General features: G+C 65.6%; 16 protein-coding genes and 1 riboswitch. Of the genes, 9 read left to right on the top strand and 7 right to left on the bottom strand.

Annotated elements, in window-relative coordinates; all coding sequences use genetic code 11:
- The coding region (cyoA, locus tag EOA32_RS17715) for a ubiquinol oxidase subunit II (protein WP_245499311.1) at window positions 1–738 on the bottom strand (738 nt) is incomplete at its 3' end.
- 555 nt (window positions 739–1,293) lie between these two features.
- On the opposite strand from cyoA, the gene EOA32_RS17710 reads away from it, so the two are divergent.
- The 3 genes from EOA32_RS17710 (at window position 1,294) to EOA32_RS17700 (ending at window position 5,191) form a co-directional block, all read left to right on the top strand.
- Complete coding sequence (locus EOA32_RS17710; RefSeq protein ID WP_189407202.1) at window positions 1,294–1,893, top strand: LysE family transporter; 600 nt, start codon at window positions 1,294–1,296, stop codon at window positions 1,891–1,893.
- 82 nt (window positions 1,894–1,975) lie between these two features.
- Window positions 1,976–4,090 carry an ABC transporter ATP-binding protein/permease gene (locus EOA32_RS17705; RefSeq protein ID WP_128372433.1) on the top strand — a complete coding sequence of 705 codons (2,115 nt, stop codon included), beginning with the start codon at window positions 1,976–1,978 and terminating at the stop codon, window positions 4,088–4,090.
- A 126-nt stretch (window positions 4,091–4,216) separates the two neighbouring features.
- Entirely contained in the window at window positions 4,217–5,191 is a 975-nt protein-coding gene (locus EOA32_RS17700; RefSeq protein WP_128372432.1) for a nucleoside hydrolase, read from the top strand.
- 30 nt (window positions 5,192–5,221) lie between these two features.
- Here EOA32_RS17700 and EOA32_RS17695 read toward each other — a convergent pair whose 3' ends face one another.
- Window positions 5,222–5,512: a hypothetical protein gene (locus EOA32_RS17695; RefSeq protein ID WP_128372431.1), complete on the bottom strand. Its 291-nt coding sequence runs from the start codon at window positions 5,510–5,512 to the stop codon at window positions 5,222–5,224.
- Window positions 5,513–5,896: 384 nt separating this feature from the next.
- Between EOA32_RS17695 and EOA32_RS17690 the strand changes: the two genes are divergently transcribed.
- The 3 genes from EOA32_RS17690 (at window position 5,897) to EOA32_RS17680 (ending at window position 8,702) form a co-directional block, all read left to right on the top strand.
- Complete coding sequence (locus tag EOA32_RS17690) at window positions 5,897–6,622, top strand: hypothetical protein (protein ID WP_128372430.1); 726 nt, start codon at window positions 5,897–5,899, stop codon at window positions 6,620–6,622.
- Window positions 6,623–6,865: 243 nt separating this feature from the next.
- Window positions 6,866–7,273, top strand: a complete 408-nt coding sequence (locus tag EOA32_RS17685; RefSeq protein WP_128372429.1) for a DOPA 4,5-dioxygenase family protein — start codon at window positions 6,866–6,868, stop codon at window positions 7,271–7,273.
- An 80-nt stretch (window positions 7,274–7,353) separates the two neighbouring features.
- A riboswitch (cobalamin riboswitch) is annotated at window positions 7,354–7,545 on the top strand.
- 89 nt (window positions 7,546–7,634) lie between these two features.
- Window positions 7,635–8,702, top strand: coding sequence for a HoxN/HupN/NixA family nickel/cobalt transporter (locus EOA32_RS17680; protein WP_128372428.1), 1,068 nt, complete (start codon window positions 7,635–7,637; stop codon window positions 8,700–8,702).
- 538 nt (window positions 8,703–9,240) lie between these two features.
- Here EOA32_RS17680 and EOA32_RS17675 read toward each other — a convergent pair.
- A complete protein-coding gene (locus EOA32_RS17675; RefSeq protein ID WP_189407200.1) occupies window positions 9,241–10,710 on the bottom strand; it encodes an HWE histidine kinase domain-containing protein in 1,470 nt (489 codons plus the stop codon).
- A gap of 316 nt (window positions 10,711–11,026) precedes the next feature.
- Here EOA32_RS17675 and EOA32_RS17670 point away from each other — a divergent pair, with 316 nt between their 5' ends.
- Window positions 11,027–11,530 (top strand): group 1 truncated hemoglobin, encoded by a 504-nt coding sequence (locus tag EOA32_RS17670; RefSeq protein WP_245307528.1) that lies wholly within the window; start codon window positions 11,027–11,029, stop codon window positions 11,528–11,530.
- A gap of 47 nt (window positions 11,531–11,577) precedes the next feature.
- On the opposite strand, the gene EOA32_RS17665 is transcribed toward EOA32_RS17670, so the two are convergent.
- The 4 genes from EOA32_RS17665 to EOA32_RS17650 all read right to left on the bottom strand — a co-directional run bounded on the left by EOA32_RS17665 (window position 11,578) and on the right by EOA32_RS17650 (window position 15,488).
- Window positions 11,578–11,823, bottom strand: a complete 246-nt coding sequence (locus tag EOA32_RS17665; protein ID WP_066997117.1) for a MoaD/ThiS family protein — start codon at window positions 11,821–11,823, stop codon at window positions 11,578–11,580.
- A gap of 62 nt (window positions 11,824–11,885) precedes the next feature.
- A complete protein-coding gene (locus EOA32_RS17660) occupies window positions 11,886–14,150 on the bottom strand; it encodes a xanthine dehydrogenase family protein molybdopterin-binding subunit (protein WP_128372426.1) in 2,265 nt (754 codons plus the stop codon).
- Between the two features lies 1 nt (window position 14,151).
- Window positions 14,152–14,628: a (2Fe-2S)-binding protein gene (locus tag EOA32_RS17655; protein ID WP_066997187.1), complete on the bottom strand. Its 477-nt coding sequence runs from the start codon at window positions 14,626–14,628 to the stop codon at window positions 14,152–14,154.
- On the bottom strand, window positions 14,628–15,488 hold the full coding sequence (locus EOA32_RS17650; protein ID WP_128372425.1) for a xanthine dehydrogenase family protein subunit M: 861 nt from the start codon (window positions 15,486–15,488) through the stop codon (window positions 14,628–14,630). The genes EOA32_RS17655 and EOA32_RS17650 overlap by 1 nt, the downstream gene beginning before the upstream one ends.
- A 224-nt stretch (window positions 15,489–15,712) precedes the next feature.
- Between EOA32_RS17650 and EOA32_RS17645 the strand changes: the two genes are divergently transcribed.
- Both EOA32_RS17645 and EOA32_RS17640 read left to right on the top strand, forming a co-directional pair.
- Window positions 15,713–17,017 carry an aminotransferase class I/II-fold pyridoxal phosphate-dependent enzyme gene (locus EOA32_RS17645; RefSeq protein WP_128372424.1) on the top strand — a complete coding sequence of 435 codons (1,305 nt, stop codon included), beginning with the start codon at window positions 15,713–15,715 and terminating at the stop codon, window positions 17,015–17,017.
- Between the two features lie 89 nt (window positions 17,018–17,106).
- The coding region (locus EOA32_RS17640) for a branched-chain amino acid ABC transporter substrate-binding protein (RefSeq protein WP_245499310.1) at window positions 17,107–17,715 on the top strand (609 nt) is incomplete at its 3' end.

The following is a 17,715-nucleotide window of genomic DNA, read 5'->3' as shown; positions in this document are numbered from 1 at the left end:
CGAGGCCGGCGGCACGTTGATGCTCTGCCGGGCAAGCTCGCCATAGGCGCGCGCGTTGAGCACGCCGCCGGCGCCATGCAGCGAAGAGGCCCAGCGCGCAAACTCGTCGGGCGGGACGGCGCGCACGCGGAAATTCATGTCGGAAAAGCCATCGCCGCTGAAATGCGCCGACAGGCCGAGATAGTCGCCCTCGCGGTCGGCCTGCAGGTTGAGCTCGGTCTGCATGCCGTTCATGACATAGATCATGCTGCCGAGCTGCGGCACGAAGAAGGTGTTCATCACGCTGGCCGAGGTCAGCTTGAAACGTACGGGAACGCCGGCAGGGATGACCAGCTGGTTGACCGTTCCGACGCCCTGGTCGGGGTAGAGGAACAGCCATTTCCAGTCGAGCGCCACCACCTGGATGTCGAGCGGCGGCTGGCTGGAGGCGATCGGCCGGCGCGGGTCGAGATGGTAGGATCCGTAATAGATCAGACCGCCGAGGAAGAGGATGGTGAGCGTCGGGATCGACCAGACGATCAGCTCGATACGCCCCGAATAGGTGAATTCCGGCTCGTAGCGGGCGTTGCGGTTGGAGGCACGGAACATCCAGGCAAACAAAAGCAGTGCCACCAGCGTCGGAATGACGATGACCAGCATGACCGCCAGCGAGTTGAGCAGGATCGTGCGGTTGCCCGCCCCGATCGGGCCCTGCGGGTCGAGCACCCCGCCCGCGCAGCCCGAGAGCGTTGCGATCAAGCCTATCCAGAGCGGCGAGCGGCCTCGCCTCGGTCTAGGGAAGGAAAGCACTGGAACGGATCATGCTTGGCGCGAACGGATCGGCGGGACGTCTTGACTGTGGGCGGCGCGTCGTCGGCACCGCTGGGCCGCGGCGCGGCCGGAAACAGACTTCGCGGCCAGTCCGGCTGGGCCGTGATCCTTCAAAAGCTCGCGCCTGCGAGGGTCGCGTTCTGCGGCAGCTTTCATCTGAAGTCTCCCCGTGTGCAGAGGCACTTCCGCCATATACCGTACGACTGCAGAACACGGCTGCCAACCCAAGCAACTGCCGCTTGTTCCGCAAAAGGCGGTGTTTCGCCCGATGGCTGGACGGGCCGCGGAAGACATAGGGCGCGGCTCCTGCCTGACCAGACGCCGTCTCGGCATGCTCGCGCTCGCCGATCGCCCGCCGGGATGGTGACACGGCGTGCGGCGCGTGCATTGTAGTGCGCAGGGAATTGCAGCCGACCTGCGGAGGAAGTCTTGTCCGAGATTGCAACCATCCTTTCCATCCTTGGCGTTTTCCTGCTGGGGGCGATGAGCCCGGGGCCGAGCTTCGTCGTCGTCTCGCGCATCGCGGTGGCCGGCGAGCGTACGGATGGCCTGGCGGCGGCGATCGGCATGGGCATCGGCGGCTTCATCTTCGCCATCATCGCGGTCGCGGGCCTGACCGCGCTGCTCGTCCAGATCGCTTGGCTGGACATTTTCCTGCGCATTGCCGGCGGCGCCTATCTGTTGTGGATCGGCATCAAGATCTGGCGCGGCGCCAATCAGCCGATCGAGATCGCGAACGATGCCTCGGCGCGCGCCGGCTCGTTCTGGCGGGCGCTGCGTCGCGCGCTGCTGGTCCAGCTCGCCAATCCGAAGACGGCGATCTTCTACGCCTCGATGTTCGCGGCCATGCTGCCGGCCTCGCCGCCGCTCTGGATGCTCTTGGTCCTGCCGCCGCTGCTCTTCCTCAACGAATTCGTCTGGTACGCGGTCGTCGCCTTCGCCTTTTCCTCCAGCCGGCCGCGCGCGGCCTATCTCGGCACCAAGCACTGGATCGACCGCGCCGCCGGCGCCGTGGTCGGCGCGCTCGGGATCAAGCTGATGTGGGAAGGCATGGCCGCCGCGCGGCGGGGTTTTGCCGGGTGAGGTGAGGTCGAGGCCCGAGCGGGCAGGCAACATCTCTCGCCGAGATCGTGAAACCTTCTGATTTTTGAGCCGTTGTCGGCTGATGTCTGAAGCAAAGCTCAAGCCAAGATCGGCCGACGGCGCCCAGCCGCGCGGTGCCGGGAAGTCGCGCCCCGCAAAGACGGGCGCAGCGAAAGCATCCCCGGGCAAGACGCGGCCGGAAAAGTCGCCGCCGGAAAGCTTGCATCCGGAAAGACCCCGCGAAGAGAAGTCGCAACCGAAGCAATCGCCCGAGCACGAGGAGCCGGCCGAAGCCACGCCAGAGGCCGTCGGCGAACCGGCGCCGCCGCCGCCGGAATCCGTCGAGCCCGGTCCGAAGCTGACGCCCGAGGAGGCCGAGCAGGCGCGTAGGAAGTACCTTTTTAGGCGGTTCTGGATCAGCGGGCGCGGCTACTGGGGCCGGAATGGCGACAAGCTTGCATGGCCGTTTACGATTGGGCTGCTGGTGCTGATCTGCGTCAATGTCGGCTTCCAGTATGGCATCAATGTCTGGAACCGCGCCTTCTTCGACGCCATCGAGCAGCGCAATGTCCACACCGTCTATATGCTGAGCGCCGTCTTCGTGCCGCTGGTTGCCGGAAGCGCCAGCCTCGTCGTCGTTCAGGTCTACCTGCGTATGACGATCCAGCGCCGCTGGCGCTCCTGGCTCACCACATCTGTCATCGCGCGCTGGCTGGCCAGCGGCCGCTACTATCAGCTCAACCTCGTCGCCGGCGACCACTCGAACCCCGAAGCCCGTCTCACCGAAGATCTGCGAATCGCCACCGAGTCCCCCGTCGATTTCATCTCCGGCGTCCTCAACGCCTTTCTGGCGGCCTCGACCTTTATCGTCGTGCTGTGGACCATCGGCGGCGCGCTCACCTTGCCGCTCGGCCGCGAGAGCATCACCATCCCCGGCTTCCTCGTCGTCACCGCGGTCATCTATGCCGCCATCACCTCGACCTCGATGGTGGTCATCGGCCGCCATTTCGTGCAGCTTTCGGAGCGGAAGAACCAGGCGGAAGCCGAATTCCGCTATACGCTGACGCGCGTGCGCGAAAACGGCGAAAGCATCGCGCTGCTCGGCGGCGAGGCGGAGGAGCGCAGCGGCATCGACAGGAATTTCGGCCATGTGCTGAGGCAATGGGCGCTGCTGACCGGACAGCACATGCGCACCGCGATTGTCTCGCAAGGGTCGATGCTGTTCGCGCCGGTGGTGCCGGTGCTGCTCTGCGCGCCGAAATTCCTCGAAGGCTCGATGTCGCTCGGCCAGGTCATGCAGGCGGCCTCCGCCTTTGCCATCGTGCAAGGCGCGTTCGGCTGGCTGGTCGACAATTATCCGCGCCTGGCCGATTGGAACGCCTCGGCGCGCCGCGTCGCTTCGCTGATGATGTCGCTCGACGGGCTGGAGCGCGCCGAAGAGAGCGAGTCCTTTGGGCGCATCCGGCGCGGCGAGACGCAAAACGGCGCCATGCTCAGCCTGGACGATCTCTCCGTCACCCTCAACGACGGCACCGGCGTGGTCAAGGAGACGAAAGTCGAGATCAACCCGGGCGAGCGGGTGCTGGTCGCCGGCGAATCCGGCACCGGCAAGTCGACGCTGGTGCGGGCCGTCGCGGGCCTGTGGCCCTGGGGCGGCGGCAGCGTCAATTTCCATGCCGGCAAGCGGCTGTTCATGTTGCCGCAACGCCCCTACATCCCGACCGGCACGCTGCGGCGCGCGGTCGCCTATCCGGCCGCCGCCGACAACTGGACGGTGGACGAGATCGACGCCGCCCTCGACAAGGTCGGCCTCGGCTACCTGCGGGACAGGATCGAGGAAGAGGCGCCGTGGGACCAGACGCTCTCCGGCGGCGAAAAGCAGCGCCTCGCCTTCGCGCGCCTGCTGCTGCACGAGCCAGACATCGTCGTGCTGGACGAGGCGACCTCGGCGCTCGACGAGAAGAGCCAGGACAAGATGATGCAGACGGTGATCCAGGCATTGCCGAAGGTCACCGTCATCAGCGTCGCCCACCGCGCCGAGCTGGAAGCCTTCCACAGCCGCAAGATCACGCTGGAGCGGCGCGAAGGCGGCGCGAAGCTGGTCAGCGATGTGGAGCTGGCGCCGCGCAAGGGCAAGCGCAACGTGTTCGCGCGGGCGCTGTGGGGGAGCGGGGCGAGAGGAGGGCAGGCGCGCTGAGGGCGGCATCAAGGGCAGGGCGGCAAGAGCGTCCGTTGTGGTGATCGCGCTTCGGCCGGATGGCAACCTTGACGTCACCAGAGGCCCCGGTCTGTAATCGCCGCAGGCCAGGGAGAGGCGACCCTCATGGAAAAGATCATCCTCGACTGCGATCCGGGGCACGACGATGCCATCGCCATCCTGCTTGCGGCCGGCAACCCGAACATCGACCTTCTCGGCATCACCACGGTTTCGGGCAACCACAATGTCGAGAACACCACGCGCAATGCGCTCTCCGTATGCACGGCCTACGGCATAAAGGTGCCGGTGGCGAAAGGCTCGCCCGGCCCGCTGATCATCGACCAGGTGCTGGCCGTCGAGATCCACGGCGAGACCGGGCTCGATGGCCCGGAGCTGCCGCCCGCCTCGTTCGAGCTCGACAAGCGCCATGCCGTCGACTTCATCATCGAAACGGTCATGGCGCATGAGCCGAAAACCGTCACGCTGGTGCCGGTCGGGCCCTACACCAACATCGCTCTGGCCGTGCGCAAGGAGCCGCGCATCGTCGAGCGGGTGAAGCGGGTCGTCGCGATGGGCGGAAGTTTCACGCGCGGCAACATCACGCCGGCGGCCGAGTTCAACGTCTATGCCGACCCGGAGGCCGCAGACGTGGTGTTCCGCGCCGCTTGGGACGTCACCATGGTGGGGCTTGACCTCACGCACCAGGCCTTGGCCACCCCAGACCTGCAGGACAGGGTGCGCGCCGTCGGCGGCCCGATCGCCAAATTCATCCTCGACATCTGGGAATTCATCGCGACCACGCATGGCGGCCTGCTGCAGATAGCCTATCCCGCCGTCCATGACGCCTGCTGCGTGGCGGCGATGATCGATGCAGGCGTCTTCACCACCGAGAAGGCCGATATCCGCGTCGAGCTTGCCGGACGCTGGACCAAGGGCATGACGGTCTGCAATTTCGAGAAGCTGGGCGGCATGCGCCATTTCGGCGGCACGGCGAGCGAGCAGGTCGATTTCCGCAACACCGTGGCGATGAAGCTCGACCATGCGAAATTCTGCGACCTGATCGTCGATGCGCTCGAGCGCCTCACCAGTCAAAAGGCGTGAGGCGCTCCAGGGGCAAGGCCTAGCCGGCCCTCACAGCAGGAACGATTGCCTGTCGCGCAATGTGGCGCTGATGGCGGCGATGCCGGTCTCGATCTCGCGCTTGTTGGCCAGGATCGCATCGCCGGCCGCACCCTCGACCATCGATCGCAACAGGTCGGCCTGGCCGACCAGCACCGCGTCCTTGTCGGCCAGCGCGACGAGCGTTGCGGCTTCGGGCCGGTAGCGCGGGCGCCTTGCCGCCCTGGGGCGACTCTCAAGCCTCCAGGCCCGCGCACGCCAGGAAGTGGGGGAGACTTGGCCCGGCGAAGCCGAGACGGCCATTTCGACGAGAGCCCGGCGTCGGCATCAAGCAACCGGCGCTGGCACGGTGGTGTCCTTGTTCTGTTGAATTTTAGTTGAAACTAATTTGAAAGTTACCCGTTAGCAGCGCGTAGGCGAGCTCAAACTTGCCCTGCTGTCGACAGCTAAGTTGAAAGGAGAATTCCTAAGCCTTTTTCAGTGCTTGGCGTTGCCGAGACCGCTTTTCTATCATTCGTCTTTCGAGCGGCCTCCAGCCGCGCCGGTCACCGCCGAGGCCGATGCCGGCAGGGCGAGAAGTCGCCATCGCTCGGCACGCATTCGCGCGACGAAGGCTTCGCAGACCGCTGTCGAGCGGACGCTCGATGAGGAGCCACACAAGGTTGGCCTTGGAACAAAGGTCTGGCCATGAAAAAATACCTAGCAGCCGCGCTGGCGATCGCCATCCCGATCGGGCCTGCCTCGGCGCTTGACGTCGGCGTCGGCGGCAAGGTCGGCGGCATCGGCGTGGGCGCCGGATTGGGCGCCGGTTCGCAAGGCGTGTCGGCGGGCGTGGGCGCCAGTGCCGACGGTGTCGGCGGCGCAAACGTCGGCGCATCGACCGGCGGCGGATCGCTCGGCGTCAATGCCGGCGGCAATCTGGGCAGCACCAGCACAGGAGTGTCGACAAGCGTCGGCGCCGCCGCCGCGGGCGACGATCCTTCCGCCGTCAGCGGATCGGCTGCCTCTGCGCAGAACCCGGCCGCGGTGCCGACAGCCCCTGCTTTGGCCAAAAGCGCGGCGCAGACCATTGTGCTGCCTCCAGTGCTGAGGCCCTCCAGATCCGCCGGCGGCGACCTCCGGCGGGTCACCAAAGGCTATCGCATCCCGCCGCTGTCACCTCCGAAGACGATACCGGGCACGCCGGCCGCCGTAGTGCGCGCCTGTCGCGCCGCGATCGCGGCGGCCGCCAAGCCCCTCGGCGCCGTGCGTGTTTACACGGTCAGCGCCGGCCCCTTGCGTCAACGCCGAAGCGGGCTCAACGCGCCGATCGAGGTGCGCATAGACTATGACAGGCGAGGCGGCATCGAAGTGAGGCAGGCGAAAGTCGGCTGTCGTCTAAATGCGAAGGGCGCGGTCACCGCGGTGATTTAGGCCAAGGCAGAACGGCCGTTGCCATCCTTCCTGCCGGTTGCAACCTCGGCGGTTTGGCAATTCCTCGCCCCCACAAGGTGGATGGGAGAGGTGGCTCGGCGCAGCCGAGACGGAGCGGGGGAGCGCCATATCCGATAACCCTGCCGACCGCAGGCGCAGACCGCGGCCGGCTGCAGACAAGGCGCCCGCGCTTCGGCTAGAGTTCCGCCGGGCGCAAAAAAATCGTCGAAGGGGAGCATCGCGATGAACGAAGTCAGGCCGATCGCCGAGATCGCGAGCTATCACGCCCATATCTACTACGGCGGGCAGGCCGAGCGGCAGCATGCCGAATGGCTGCGCCAGCGCATCGCAGAACGGTTCCGCGTGCGCCTGGGCAATTGGCGCGACGAGCCGGTCGGCCCGCACAAGCAAGCCATGTACCAGGTCTCCTTCGCCACCGAGATCTTTGCCACGCTGGTTCCCTGGCTGATGCTGAACCATGGCGGCCTAAGCATCCTCATCCATCCCAACACCACCAACCCCAAGCGCGACCACCTTATCGACCCGATCTGGATCGGACGCGCACTGCCGGTGAAGGGCGAGGTGCTTGGCGAGGAGGACGAGGCGGAGGATGCGCTGGAGGTGAATACCGAGCCGACGCTGGGGGTGTAAGGGGGGCGTAGCCCTCTCGTCACGATGGCGTGAGGGGCCTCTGGCCGTCGGAGTTGTCGATTGACTGGCCAACCGCGGTGTGGCGAATTCGCGCTGATGGTTCCCTTCGGGGATCAAAAGGGAACGCGGTGCGGAGAAATCCAAAGCCGTGGCTGCCCCCGCAACTGTAAGCGGCGTGCCGTTTTCACGATGCCACTGGCTGCATGGGCCGGGAAGGCGAAAGCGGCGGGAATCCGCGAGCCAGGAGACCTGCCATCATGGACGTCAAAGCAGAACATCGGACGGGGTGATCCGGTGTGCGCGCCTGGCCGGACGGCGGGGCGAGTTCCCTGCGATGACAGGCAACGTCAAAGGCAGAACCATGCTGATCCAACTATCGAAAATGCTGAACAAAAGCGCGCCCGACCTGAAGGCCAGACTGATAACGATCTACGGCGCGCTCGCCATTCTCAACGTCGGGGCGTGGCTGTGGGCTTTCGTCGCCTTCCACGACAAGCCGACATTGCTTGGCGTCGCTCTCGTCATTTATGGCCTCGGCTTGCGCCATGCCGTCGATGCCGACCACATAGCGGCCATCGACAATGTCACGCGCAAGCTGATGCAGAACGGCAAACGGCCGGTCTCCGTCGGTTTCTTTTTCGCACTCGGCCATTCGACGATCGTCGTCATCGTCGCTGCGGCTATCGCGGCGGCAACGTCCCTGCTCGGCCGTTTCCAAAGCCTTCAGGAGATTGGCGGCACGATCAGTACCGGCGTTTCCGCACTCTTCCTGCTCGCCATCGCGGCGATGAACATCGTCATCTTCTTCTCGATCTACAGAAGCTATCGGCGGGTGCGGGCCGGTGGGGCGTTTGTCGAGGAGGATCTGGACCTGCTGCTCAACAATCGCGGCTTCCTGGCCCGCGTCTTCCGCCCGATGTTCCGGCTGGTGTCGCGCAGCTGGCACATGTTCCCACTTGGTTTCCTCTTCGGCCTTGGTTTCGACACCGCGACCGAAGTCGCCATGTTCGGCGTGTCCGCGGCACAAGCGGCCAAGGGCGTGCCGTTCGAAGCCATTCTGGTCTTCCCGGTGCTTTTCGCGGCCGGCATGTCACTGGTCGACACGACCGATGGTGTGATGATGCTCGGCGCCTATGAGTGGGCCTTCGTCAAGCCGATCCGCAAACTGTACTACAACATGACGATCACCCTGGTGTCGGTCCTTGTCGCAGTGCTGATCGGCGGCATCGAGGCGCTCGGCCTGATCGGTGACAAGCTCGGTCTGTCGGGCGGCTTCTGGAACGGCGTCGGCACGCTCAACGACAATTTCAACAATCTGGGCTTCGCCATTATCGGCATCTTCATCGCCGCCTGGGCGATCTCCTACGTCGTCTACAAGGCCAAGGGGCTGGACGATGTGGAGATCGGATCCGCAGCAAAGAATTCATAAGCCGCCGGCCGCGGCTGGCTGCAGCAGGCCAGCCGCATCTCTCTGCCATCAGATCCCGGCGGCTGCCAGCCTGCCTCCTTAAAGCGCCTCGGCAACAGGAAGCCGATGACGGCAAAGGCGACGATCGCCAGCTCTGTCAGCGGTGCCCGGCTTGACATTTTTGTTCCCATTTTGTTCACTGTTGGCCAGACAGCAACAGGAGATCGCCGGCCCGTGCGCACGCGCTTCAAAGGCATGCTGAGGACCCGTAGCCCAAGCCTTTGGAAGTTTGATGGAATTCTGCGCTTGGATAAGCCAGGGGTTAAGGCCTGGGATAAGCCCCATAATCCATAAGCCAGAATCCAGAGTCCAAATATCCAGAGTCCAGAACAGAAAAGCTGGCGCTTTTCTGTTCTAAAAAAGTGGGGAAGGGGAAAGCAAAAATGGGAGCAGCGCAAGCCATTCGGCGTACGGCGCTACGGCGAGGGCTCGGCGGCGCCAGCGAGCCTCCGACGTGGCGGCGAGCCGCCCTGTTCGGTCTCCCAGGATGAAACCGGCCTCACGTCAGCCCGCCGATCTGCTCATCGCCGTCCAGCTCCGCCCCGCGGGCGACAACCACGTTGGCGAGCGGCGCCGAGAGCGTCCAGCGAACGAGGCCGGGCAGCCGTTCCATGGAGGCGCTGCCGGAGAGGCTGGTGGGGACGACGCGTTGGAGAACGACGCTGCCGAAGCCTTTGTGCGGCTTGGCATCCGCGGCCGCGGCAGGTTCGGAAAAATGTTCCTCCCAGACCAGCTCGAAGTCGCTGCCTTCGGGGGCCGGGGCTACCCGCCAGTCCATCCGCACGGTTCCGGCGTCGCCGGCCAGGGCGCCGTATTTCGTCGCGTTGGTGCCCAGCTCATGCAGCGCCATGCCGATGTTCTGCACCGCGTTCAGCCGCAACGTCACGTCCGGCCCGCAAGGCGAGATGCGCTCTTCGTGTCCGAACGGCCGCAGATGTTCGCGCACAAGGTCGGCCATGCCCGCGCCGCGCCAGTCGTTCAGCACCAAAAGGTCGTGCGAGCGCGACAGCGCCATGATGCGTTCGCGGATCTGGTGTTCGAACGCGCGCGGGTCGGTCGCGCGCTTGCTCGTCTCGCGGATCATGGAAAGGATCACCGCGTACTGGTTTTTGACGCGGTGGTTCACCTCGCGCATCAAGAGTTGGATCTGCTGTTCGCTCGCCCGTTTCTCGGTGATGTCGGCGGCCATGCCGAACCATTCCAGGATGCTGCCGGTGTCATCGACGATCGGGATTGCCCGTGAGATGGTCCAGCCGGCGGACCCGTCGGCGCGCCGCACCCTGTGCTCGAGCTCGAACACGCCGCGCTCCATGATGGCGCGCTCGATCGCCGCCTGGATGCTCGCCTGGTCTTCCGGGAACAGGTATTCGTCGCGCCAGCGGATCGCCGGCCCCTGGGCGCTCGACAGGAAGCCGCGGCCGTCCAGCTCATGCATTTCCTGCCAGTCCGGGCTCATCCGGTAAACCACGTCGGAGCTGGCATTGACCAGCGCGCGAAACCGCTGCTCGCTTTCGCGCACCTTTGCTGCCGCCAGCACCCGGGCCGTGGTCTCCGAAACGATGCAGAGCACGGCTTCGACCGTGCCGTCCTGCGCCCGCACCGCGGAATAGGAGATGTCGAAATACACCGTCTCGCCGACCAGGCCGGATCGTTCGATGTAGAAAGGCCGGTCCCTGGCCGAGAAGGTTTCGCCGGTTTCGAGAACTCCGCGCAGCAGCGGCTCGAGGTCGGTCCAGAGCTCGGACCAGTTTTCCTCGGCGGGACGGCCGAGCGCGCGCGGATGCTTGTCGCCAATGGTCGGCGCGTAGGCGTCATTGTAGAGCGCGACAAACTCCGGCCCGCAGAAAAGCACGATCTGGGCTTCGGCGGCGAGCATCAGGTCAACCGTCGTCCTCAGGCTGAGCGTCCATGTCTCGATCGGCCCGAGCGGGCTTTCCGACCAGGGATATTCGCGAATGAATCGCGCCATCTCGCCGTTTCCGCGAGGCCACGATTCACGGAAGAGCCCGTCAGCCATAGGCGCATTAACGCGCGACGCCGTTTATGTATCCGTCTCCGTCACGCAAAATTTTAGCCATCGTGAATAGACCCCAGGCTGCCGGTCCGCCGGAGGAATATTTCGGGCGCAGTTTCGTTAGTTCCTCATACGATGCCGTTTGAGGCAAAGTGCATATGTCCCGCAATCACGCATTGAAGCCGCCAGAGCGGCCGGCTCTGGCCCAACGGAGGTACCGGAGATGAAAACGGCTGTTTCGACCTCTCTTTCGAGACGAAGCGTCGTCGCCGTGCTGGCGGCGGCGGCCGCGTCGACCGCCATGTTGCCCGCCGGCGATGCGCTGGCGCAGACCAAGCAGACCGCGCCGGACAAGAGTCTATACGATCGGCTGGGGGGCGTGTTCGCCATCGCAGCCGTGGTCGATCACTTCAGCGACGCCGTCGTGAAAAACCCCATCGTCGGCAAGAAGTCCAAGAACCCGCAACTGCGCAAATGGCACACCAAGAACCTCGAACGGCTGCCGGGCCTCAAGTTCATGCGTACGCTGTGGGTGTGCGATGTTTCCGGCGGCCCCTTCAAGTTCGTGGCCACCGAGCCGGGCGCGACGCCGCTCGGCCTCGAGGAGGCCCACAAGGACCTGAAGATTTCTCCCGCCGAATTCGACGAGGTCGCAGCGGAACTGGGGCGGACGCTCGATCGCTTCAAGGTTCCGAAGGCCGAAAAGACCGAGGTCCTGGAAGCCTTTGCCGCGCACAAGGATGAGGTCACTGCCGGCTCTGTCAAAAAGGGGTGAGGCTCAGCGCGAATCCGGCGAACAGGCGAGGGCGGTCGCCGCTCCGCCTATCCACCCGCCAGCCGCGGCAGAAGGAAAATCTCCGCCCCCGGCGGCAGTTCCTTCGACCACGTGTCGCGATAGATCGTCCCGTCGATCGCGACCGCGATGCCGCGATCGAGCAGGGGTTCGAACGCGGGATGCTGTTCCGCAAGCTTGCGGAACAGCTCCCTGATGTCCTTGGCCTCGATGTCGAGCTTGTCCTTGCCTCCGGCGGCGGCGCTGAGCGAGCCCCAGAGCGTGACTTGGACCATTATCGCCTGATCCTCATTGGACCCTGACGTGAGCTGAAAACCGCTTCGCGCTTTTCAGCATGCTAGCCTTCCCGTTCGGCCTCGAGTGCTGCAAGAATCCGCGGCGGCGACATCGGGATGTGGCTCATGCGCACGCCCACCGCGTTCGACACCGCATTGGCGATCGCCGCCAGCGGCGGCACGATCGAGGTCTCGCCGACGCCGCGCACCCCGTAGGGGTGGTTGGGGTTGGGGATTTCCAGGATCTGCGTGTCGATCATCGGCAGGTCGGAGCAGACCGGGATGCGGTAGTCGAGGAAGCCTGGGTTCTGCAGGCGCCCGTCCTTGCCGTAGATATACTCCTCGTTGAGCGCCCAGCCGATGCCTTGCGCGGCACCGCCTTGGTACTGGCCCTCGACATAGGTCGGGTGCACCGCCTTGCCGGCATCCTGCACCACCGTGTAGCGGATCACCCTGGCCGAGCCGGTCTCGGGATCGACCTCGACGTCGCAGATATGGGTGGCGAAAGAGACGCCGGCGCCGTCGGCGACGAGCTCGCTATGGCCGGCGATCGGCCCGCCGGTCTTGCCGGACTGCGCGGCGATCTCCTTCAGCGACAGCTTGCCGAGATTGCCGTGCTTCTCGCCCTTGGCGACCGCGTGGCCCTTTTCCCAGGCAACGTCGTCGACCGAGATGTCCCACATCTGCGCGGCGCGCTCGCGCAGCACCTTGATGGCGTTGCGGGCGGCCGAGATGGTCGCCATCGAGGAGGAGAAGGTGCCGCGGCTGCCGTCGGTCATGTCGTTGTAACCGAGGCTGGAAGTGTCGGCGACGATCGCCTTGACCTGGCTGTAGTCGATGCCGAGCTCTTCCGCCGCCACCAGAGACAGCGACGCGCGCGAACCGCCCACATCCACCGTGCCGACGGCGAGCGACACCGTGCCGTCCATGCCGATGTTCAAGTCGGTGCAGGTCTGGCCGCCGAAGTTGAACCAGAAGCCGCAGGCCATGCCGCGGCCCTGGTTCTGAGCCAGCGGCGCGCGCATATGCGGATGCTCCTTCACCGCCTCGAGCGTCGGGCCGATGCCGATCGGGCCGTAGACCGGGCCGTAGGAGGCGCGGGTGCCTTCCTGCGCCGCGTTTCTGATGCGGAACTCGACCGGATCGATGCCGATCTCCTTGGCGAGCTCGTCGACCGCGCTTTCGACCGCGAACGCCGCCATCGGCGCCGAGGGCGCGCGATAGGCCGCGGTCTTCGGCCGGTTGACCAGCACTTCGTAGCCGACGGTCTTGACGTTCTCCAGCTTGTAGCAGGCGAACGCCGTCATGGCGCCGATCTCCGCCCACATGCCGGCATAGGGGCCGCAAGTGTAGCGCAGCGTCGCTTCGGCGGCGGTGATGGTGCCGTCCTTCTTCGCGCCGATCTTGACGTCGATCGAGGTGGCGCTGGTTGGCCCCGAGGCGCGGAACACTTCGTCCCGGGTCATCACCAGCTTCACCGGGCGGCCGGCCTTGCGCGACAGGGCCAGCGCCACCGGCTCGGCCCAGACATGGGTCTTGCCGCCGAAGCCGCCGCCGATCTCGGAAGAGGTGACGCGCAGCTTCGAGACTTCGAGGCCGAGCAGCTGGGCGCAATGCTGCCGGTAGACGAAATGGCCTTGCGTGCAGACCCAGAGATCGGCCGTGCCGTCGGGATTGACGCTCGCCACGCAGGCATGCGGCTCGATATAGCCCTGATGCGTCTGCTCGGTCTTGAAGGAGCGCTCGACGACGAAATCGGCCTGGGCAAAACCCTGGTGGACGTCGCCATGGCCGTATTGCGTGCGCTTGGAGACGTTAGACGGCTTGACCGGCTTTTCCTCCAGCCCCTCGGTGAAGATGGCGTCGTTGATGAGCGGGGCGTGGTGCTGCATCGCCTCGTCGACGTCGGTCACATGCGGCAGCACCTCATAGTCGACCTCGATCAGCTTCAGCGCCTGCCTGGCGGTGCGGGCATCGATCGCCGCCACCGCGGCCACGGCATGGCCGTCGTAGAGCGCCTTCTTGCGCGCCATGCAATTGTCGAGGGTGTCGAACATGCCGGCATCGCCATCGGTCAGGTCCGGCAGGTCTTTCGCCGTGATCACCGCCTTCACGCCGGCGAGCTTTTCCGCCTTCGACGTGTCGATCTTCTTGATGATCGCGTGGGCGTGCGGGCTGCGAAGCACGCGGCCGACCAGCTGCCCGGCCATGTTGAAGTCGGCGCCGTAGCGGGCGCGTCCCGTCACCTTGTCGACGCCGTCGGGGCGGAGCGGGCGCGTGCCGACAGATGAGAAGCTGCGTCCCGAGTAGCGCGGATCGAAATTCATCTCAGGCTCCCTTCATCACGTTTGCCGCGTCCTGGACGGCGCGCACGATCTTGTCATAGCCGGTGCAGCGGCAGAGATTGCCAGCCAGCCCGAAACGGATTTCCTCCTCGGTCGGGGAGGGGTTCTTCTCGAGCAGATCCTTGGCCGCAATCAAAAAACCTGGCGTGCAGATGCCGCATTGCAAGGCCGCGTGCTCGAGGAATTTCTGCTGCAGCGGATGCAGCTGGTCGCCATGCGCCATGCCTTCGATGGTCTCGATCTGGCGGCCTTCGGCCTCGGCGCCGAGCACCAGGCAGGAGCAGACCAGCCGGTTGTCGACGATGACGCTACAGGCGCCGCAGTCGCCGGTCCCGCAGCCTTCCTTGGCGCCGGTCAGTCCCAGCCGGTCGCGCAGCACGTCGAGCAGCGTCTCGTCCGGTTGGCAGAGATATTCGACGTGATCGCCGTTGATTGTCGTTGAAACCGCTACACCGGCCATCATTTGCCTCCTGCACGCTCATAGGCGGTGGTGGCGACACGCTTCGCCAGCACACCCGCAACTTTCCGTCTGAATTCGATGGTGCCGCGCTTGTCGTCGATCGGGCGGCAGGCGCCCGCGCAGATCTTGGCGAGCCGCTCCAGCGTCGCCTCATCCAGCTTCGAGCCGACGAGCACCTCGGCCGCCTCCTCGACCAGCAGCACCGTGGGCGCCGCGGCGCCCAGCGCCACGCGGGCCGACTTGATCGCGCCCGCCTCGTCGAGCGACAAGTTCACGCCGGCGCTGACCACGGCGATGTCCATCTCGGTGCGCGGAATGAAGCGCTGATAGGCGTCGCCCGCATTTGGCGCGCGCTTGTCGAGCAGGATCGCCTCGATGATCTCGCCCTTGGCCAGCGAGGTACGGCCCGGTCCGGTCGGCACGGCTTCCACGGGAATCGTGCGCCTGCCGTTCGGCCCGGCAACAACAGCCTTAGCGCCGGCAGCCACCAGCGCCGGCACGCTGTCGGCGGCGGGCGAGGCGTTGCAGAGATTGCCGACGATTGTGCAGCGTCCCTGCACCTGCTTCGAGCCGATCAGCTTGGCCGCCTCGACGACGCCGGGCCAGGCCTTCTTCAGCGCCGCGTTCTCGCCGAGCACCGCGCAGGGCACCGCGGCGCCGATGCTGAAGCCGTCTGCCGTTTCCTTGATTTCGCTAAGGCCCGCTATCGCCTTGATGTCGACGATCAGCTCGGGCTCGATGAAGCCGCCCTTCATCCTCACCAGAAGGTCGCTGCCTCCGGCAAGGATCGCGGCCGGGCCGGCCGCGCTGGCCAACAGGCCGGCGGCCTCTTCTATTGATTGCGGACGTATGTAGCGCATCGTCTCCCCTTGGTGGTCATGATCAGATCGACCGTTATAAAGACTCTCCTTATAATGACCATCCGCTTCCTGCATTGCACCACCTAAGTCAGGCGCATTGCCCTAATTCCTACCCCTAAATTTTCTAAGCCTAGCCGCTAGAACTACTCGTTTGCGCCCGGCCGGCCAAGCCTCCACCATGCCCTGACGAGCCGGACATCGCATCCGGCAACAGGGAGGCTTCGATGACCTGGGTTCCCGCCCATTGCGAGGATTTTATCCAGGCGCTGGCGACCGCCACAAGCGGGCAGGGGAACGACGCCGTGCTCGCCGCGATAGAGGGCGGCATCGCGCTCAACCGGCAAATCCACGAGGCCAACTGCATCAACCTCAATCCGGCGACCAATGTGATGAACCCGAAGGCGGAGGCCGCACTTGCCGCCGGGCTCGGCTCGCGTCCGTCGCTCGGCTATCCCGGCGACAAATACGAGATGGGGCTGGAGGGCGTCGAGCGTATCGAGGTCATCGCCGCCGAACTTGCGGCGCAAGTCTTCGGCGCGAAATACGCCGAAATCCGCGTCCTTTCCGGTGCCATCGCCAACCTCTATGCTTTCATGGTCGCGGCGCGGCCAGGCGACACCATCATCGCGCCGCCGCCCGCCATCGGCGGCCATGTCACGCATCATATGGCGGGCTGCGCCGGTCTGTACGGGCTGGAGATCCATGCCGCGCCCGTCGATGCCGGCGGCTACACGGTCGATGTCGAGAGGCTCCGCGCGCTTGCCCTTACGATCAGGCCGAAGATGATCACCATCGGCAGCAGCCTCAATCTGCTGCCGCATCCCATCCAGGAAATCAGGGCGATCGCCGACGAGGTCGGTGCGCTGGTGCTGTTCGATGCCGCGCATCTTTGCGGCATGATCGCCGGACAGGCCTGGCAGCAGCCGCTGGAGGAGGGCGCCCATCTGATGACGATGAGCACCTATAAGAGCCTCGGCGGGCCGCCTTCGGGGCTGATCGTCACCAACGACGCCGAGATCGCCGAAAAGCTCGACCGCATCGCCTTTCCCGGCATGACCGCCAATTTCGATGCCGCCAAGGCCGCCGCCCTGGCCATCACCATGCTCGACTGGAAGGCGCATGGCCGCGCCTATGCCGCCGCCATGGCCGGCACCGCCAAGGCGCTGGCGAGCGCGCTGGCTGAGCGCGGCCTGCCGGTGTTCTCGACCGCGAAGGGGCACACCGCCTCGCACCAGTTCGCCATCGAGGCGGCGGAGTTCGGCGGCGGCCAGGCGGCAGCGAAGCGGCTGAGGCGTGCGAACATCCTCACCTGCGGCATCGGCCTGCCGGTCACGGCGGTCGATGGCGACATGAACGGCCTGCGCTTCGGCACGCCGGAGATCGTGCGCTGGGGCATGACGGAAAAGTACATGCCCGAGCTTGCCGCCCTCATCGCCAGGGGACTGCGTGGCAACGATGCCGTGGAGGATGTCGCGGCGGATGTGAGTGCATTCCGGCGCCGGTTCACGAAGCTTCATTTCGTCGGCTGAGCGCCTGAACCCGCGGGCAGGGAGCCCGCTTCGTCAAAAAAAGGGGCCGCGGGCGAGAAGCCCGCCTTCTTCAACAAAGGGGAATGACCATGCGCATGATTCTGCGATTGATGACTGCTGCCCTGATGGCCGCCGCCGCCGTCGTCGCCAGGGCGGATATCGTGCTCGGCGTCGCCGGCCCGATGTCGGGGCCGAACGCCGCCTATGGCGAGCAGTACCGCGTCGGCGTCGAGACGGCGATCCAGCGCATAAACGCCAATGGCGGCGTGCTCGGTCAGAAGCTCAGCGTCTCGGTCGGCGACGAACTTGTTGGCGACCGACACGCCCTGCTTGGGGTCGGAGACATCGTCGCCGACGGCGTGCACTATGTCGTCGGCCACTACAATTCCGGTGTCACCATTCCGGCCTCGGAGATTTATGCAGAAAACGGCGTGCTCTTCGTCACGCCCACGGCCACCAACCCGATGGTGACTGAGCGAGGCCTATGGGCCGCGTTCCGGGCCTGCGGCCGCGACGACCAGCAGGGCATCATCGCCGCGAAATTCGTGCTCGAGCGTTTTGCCGGCAAGAAGGTCGCGATCGTCGACGACAAGTCGACGGCCGGCATGGGCCTCGCCGACGAGATGGCCAAGGCCTACAATTCCGGCGGCGGCAAGGAGGTGCTGCGCGAGGAGATCAACCCGGGCGAGAAGGACTAC

The sequence above is a fragment of the Mesorhizobium sp. M1A.F.Ca.ET.072.01.1.1 genome, from assembly GCF_004023325.1.
In the GTDB taxonomy this organism is placed as follows: domain Bacteria; phylum Pseudomonadota; class Alphaproteobacteria; order Rhizobiales; family Rhizobiaceae; genus Mesorhizobium.
This window is presented reverse-complemented; position numbering and strand designations above follow the sequence as displayed.